At 61.0% G+C, this 4,171-nt stretch carries 4 protein-coding genes; all 4 read right to left on the bottom strand.

Going from position 1 to position 4,171, the window contains the following annotated elements; translation table 11 throughout:
* Window positions 1–1,210: mannitol dehydrogenase family protein (locus FEM54_RS26125; RefSeq protein WP_138453616.1), on the bottom strand; the 1,210-nt coding region annotated here is incomplete at its 3' end.
* 16 nt (window positions 1,211–1,226) lie between these two features.
* Window positions 1,227–2,330 carry an ABC transporter ATP-binding protein gene (locus FEM54_RS26120; protein WP_138453615.1) on the bottom strand — a complete coding sequence of 368 codons (1,104 nt, stop codon included), beginning with the start codon at window positions 2,328–2,330 and terminating at the stop codon, window positions 1,227–1,229.
* A gap of 22 nt (window positions 2,331–2,352) precedes the next feature.
* The gene (locus tag FEM54_RS26115) at window positions 2,353–3,183 is read right to left on the bottom strand and encodes a carbohydrate ABC transporter permease (protein WP_056859282.1); all 831 of its coding nucleotides are present in this window, start codon (window positions 3,181–3,183) and stop codon (window positions 2,353–2,355) included.
* Window positions 3,184–3,193: 10 nt separating this feature from the next.
* Entirely contained in the window at window positions 3,194–4,084 is an 891-nt protein-coding gene (locus FEM54_RS26110) for a carbohydrate ABC transporter permease (protein WP_017135054.1), read from the bottom strand.
* Window positions 4,085–4,171: the final 87 nt, after the last annotated feature.

Below are 4,171 nucleotides of genomic sequence, written 5' to 3'. Positions count from 1 at the left end.
CCGCGCGCTCAGTCTCACGCCCATCGGCAATCAAGCGATTGATGGTCGGTACGGTGAACTTGGGAAACTTCGACGAGCCATCGGAACATACACGCTCCAACTGGTCGGCAATCGCCTGGTTGGAAAAACGATCCACCAGCGTCTGCTTGTACTGGGTCAAATCGATGCCCGGCACCGGCGCCAGGTTTGGCGTGACGTCCAGGTCCATGTAGGCACGCATATAGGCCACAAACACCGGGTCATTCATGGTGTCGTGCACAAACCGATAACCCTTGAGAAAACCCAGGTAGGTAAGGGCCAGGTGGCTGCCATTGAGCAGGCCGATCTTCATCTCTTCGTAAGGCGTGACGTCATCGGTGAACTGCACACCGACGGTTTCCCACGCCGGGCGGCCGTTAACGAATTTGTCTTCCAGCACCCATTGCACGAACGGCTCGCACACCACTGGCCAGGCGTCGTCGATGCCGTGCTCATCGTGCAGTTGCAGGCGGTGGGCGGTGCTGGTCATCGGCGTGATGCGGTCGACCATGGCATTCGGGAAGCTCACGTTGGCCTTGATCCAGTCATGCAGCTCGGCGTTGTGCAGGGCGGCAAATGCCAGCAGGGCCTTGCGTGTGACGGCGCCGTTGTGCGGCAGGTTATCGCAGGACATCACGGTAAACGCCGGGGTCCCGGCGGTGCGGCGTTGGGTCAGTGCGGCGCAGATAAACCCGAACACGGTTTTCGGTGCATTAGGGTGCGCCAGGTCGTGCTGGATCTGCGGCAGGTGCGCCATGAACTCGCCGTTACTGTCATCGATGCAGTAGCCGCCTTCGGTGATGGTCAGCGAGACAATCCGAATCTCAGGGCTGGCCAGCTTGTCGATCAGCGCCTGGGCGCCGTCTTCGGCCAGCAGCATGTCGCTGATGGCGCCGATCACGCGCACTTCGGTGTCGTCGGTGTCGCCCAGTTCATACAGGGTGAACAGGTAATCCTGGCCGGCCAGGTCGTCGCGGGCCTTGCGGTCCTCGCTGCGCAGGCCGACGCCGCAGATGCTCCAGTCCAGGCCAACGCCGGTATTCATCAGCGCATCGGTGTAATACGCCTGATGCGCACGGTGGAAACCGCCGACGCCGATATGCGCGATGCCCTGGGAGGTGCTCGCAATGGCGTAGGCCGGAATTTTTACTTGCGGCGCCAATTGGGTGAGGTTCTGTTTATTCAGTTTCATCACAAGTCTCGCGAAATCAGGCGGCAGCGCGCAGTGGACGAGCCACGGCCACGCCATCGGTGTCGAACAGATGGCAGTGCGCCGGGTCCAGGTGCAGGTGCAGGGTTTCGCCGTATTGGCTGGCCATGTCGCCACGAATCCGCATGGTCAGCGGCTCGCCGTTGGCGGTGATGACGTGGCAGAAGGTGTCGCTGCCCAGGCGCTCGCCGACGTCGGCGGTGACGGTCAGGGTGGTTTGCCCAGGCGCGGCAATTTCCAGGTGCTCCGGGCGAATCCCCAGGGTCACCGCGCTGCCCACGCTCAAGCTGGCACCGCTCAATGGCAGGCTGATCAGGGTGCCGGCGTCCAATTGCACGTCGCAGCCCTGGCTTTCAATACGGGTGACTTTGCCCTTGAGGAAGCCCATTTTCGGCGTGCCCAGAAAGCCCGCCACAAACAGGTTGGCCGGCTGGTGGTACAGCTCCAGCGGCGAGCCGACCTGCTCGATACGGCCGCTGTTGAGTACCACCACCTTGTCGGCCAGGGTCATGGCCTCGACCTGGTCGTGGGTCACGTAAATCATGGTGGCTTGCAGCTCTTTATGCAGGCGCGCCAGTTCCAGGCGCATCTGCACGCGCAGGGCGGCGTCGAGGTTGGACAGCGGTTCGTCGAACAGGAAAATCTTTGGGTTACGCACGATCGCACGGCCGATTGCCACGCGCTGACGCTGGCCGCCGGAAAGCTGCTTGGGCTTGCGCTCCAGCAACGGGCCGAGTTCGAGGATGCGCGCCGCTTCGCTGACTTTGCTCTCCACCAGCTTCTTGTCGACGCCGGCCAGGTCCAGGGCAAACGACATGTTCTTGCGCACGCTCATGTGCGGGTACAGCGCGTAGGTCTGGAACACCATGGCCAAGTCACGCTTGGCGGGGGTGACTTCGGTGATATCGCGGCCATCGAGTTCGATGGTGCCTTCGGTGACTTCCTCAAGGCCCGCGATCAAACGCAGCAGGGTGGATTTACCGCAGCCCGACGGGCCGACGAACACCACAAATTCCTTGTCGTTCACTTCCAGGTCAATGCCCTTGATGATCGAGAAACCTTCGAAGCCTTTTTGCAAATTCTTGATTTTCAGGTTGGCCATGATGGGCCTCCGCTTGGAATTATTATTTAACTGCGCCGAAGGACAAGCCACGCACCAGCTGTTTTTGGCTGATCCAGCCAAAGATCAGGATCGGCGCACAGGCGAGGGTCGAAACGGCGGACAATTTGGCCCAGAACAAACCTTCGGGGCTGGAGTAAGAGGCGATCAGCGCTGTCAACGGCGCGGCATTCGAGGAGGTCAGGTTCAGCGACCAGAACGCCTCGTTCCAGCACAGGATCAGCGACAGCAGCACGGTAGAGGCCAGGCCGCCCTTGGCGATCGGCAGCAGCACGCGGACCATTTCCTGCCACAGGGTGGCGCCGTCCAGGCGCGCGGCTTCGAGGATGTCCTTGGGGATGTCCTTGAAGTAGGTGTACACCATCCACACCACAATCGGCAGGTTGATCAGGGTGTAGATGATGATCAGCGCAATGCGCGTATCCAGCAGGCCAAGGCTCTTGGCCAGCAGGTAGATCGGCATCAAAACGCCCACTGGCGGCAGCATTTTGGTGGACAGCATCCACAGCAAGGTGCCCTTGGTGCGTTTGGTTTCATAGAACGCCATGGAGTAGGCGGCCGGCACCGAGATCAGCAGGCACAGGGCGGTGGCGCTGAACGAGATCACCACCGAGTTCCAGGCGTAGGCGAAGTAGTTGCTGCGCTCGTTGATGTGCAGGTAGTTCTCCAGCGTCGGCGTGAAGATGAACTGCGGCGGCGTGGCGAACGCGTCGATTTCGGTCTTGAAGCTGGTCAGCACCATCCAGAAGATCGGGAAGAAAATCAGGATTGCGATGGCCCAGGCCAACGTGCCGAGCAGCAGGCTTTGCAGGCGGCGGGATTGTTGAAGCGTCATGGCGCGGCCCTCAAGGCTTGTCAGTCAGGTTTTTGCCGATCATCCGCACCAGGATGATCGCCGCGATATTGGCGATGACCACGGCAATCAAGCCGCCGGCCGAGGCCATGCCCACGTCGAACTGCACCAGCGCCTGGTTGTAGATCAGGTAGGCGAGGTTGGTCGAGGCGTAGCCGGGGCCACCGTTGGTGGTGGTGAAGATTTCGGCGAAGACCGAGAGCAAAAAGATCGTTTCGATCATCACCACCACGGCAATCGGGCGGGCCAGGTGGGGCAGGGTCAGGTGCCAGAAGATCGCGATGGCGCCGGCACCGTCCAGGCGCGCGGCTTCTTTTTGTTCCTGGTCGAGGGACTGCATGGCGGTCATCAGCAGCAGGATGGCGAAGGGCAGCCACTGCCACGACACAATGATGATGATCGACAGCAATGGGTAGTGCGCCAGCCAGTCCACGGGTTCGGCGCCGAACAGCTTCCACACGGCGGCGAGAATCCCCGACACCGGGTGGAAAATCAGGTTCTTCCAGATCAGCGCACCGACGGTGGGCATGATGAAGAACGGCGAAATCAGCATCACCCGCACGATGCCGCGGCCCAGGAACTCACTGGCCTCCAGCAACGCGCTGATCAACACGCCGAACACCACGCTGATCAGCAACACGCTGCCCACCAGTAACAGGGTGTTGGTGGCGCCAGGCAGGAAGCCCGAGTCGGTGATGAAGTAGGTGAAGTTTTCCAACCCCACGAATTGGTTTTCGCCAGGGTAGAGCAGGTTGTAGCGGATCAGCGAAAAGTACAGGGTCATGCCCAGTGGCACGATCATCCACAGCAGCAGCATGGCCACCGAGGGGCTGACAAGGAACCAGCCGGGGTTGGCCAGGCGGTTTTTGGGTGTTGTATTCATTAGGATCAAGACCAGTCGGGGGCATGCAAAACTAGAATCGGAGCGCGCTCAATGTGGGAGCTGGCTTGCCTGCGATGCGGGCGACTC

This window comes from Pseudomonas edaphica, from assembly GCF_005863185.1.
GTDB lineage: Bacteria > Pseudomonadota > Gammaproteobacteria > Pseudomonadales > Pseudomonadaceae > Aquipseudomonas > Aquipseudomonas edaphica.
This window is presented reverse-complemented; position numbering and strand designations above follow the sequence as displayed.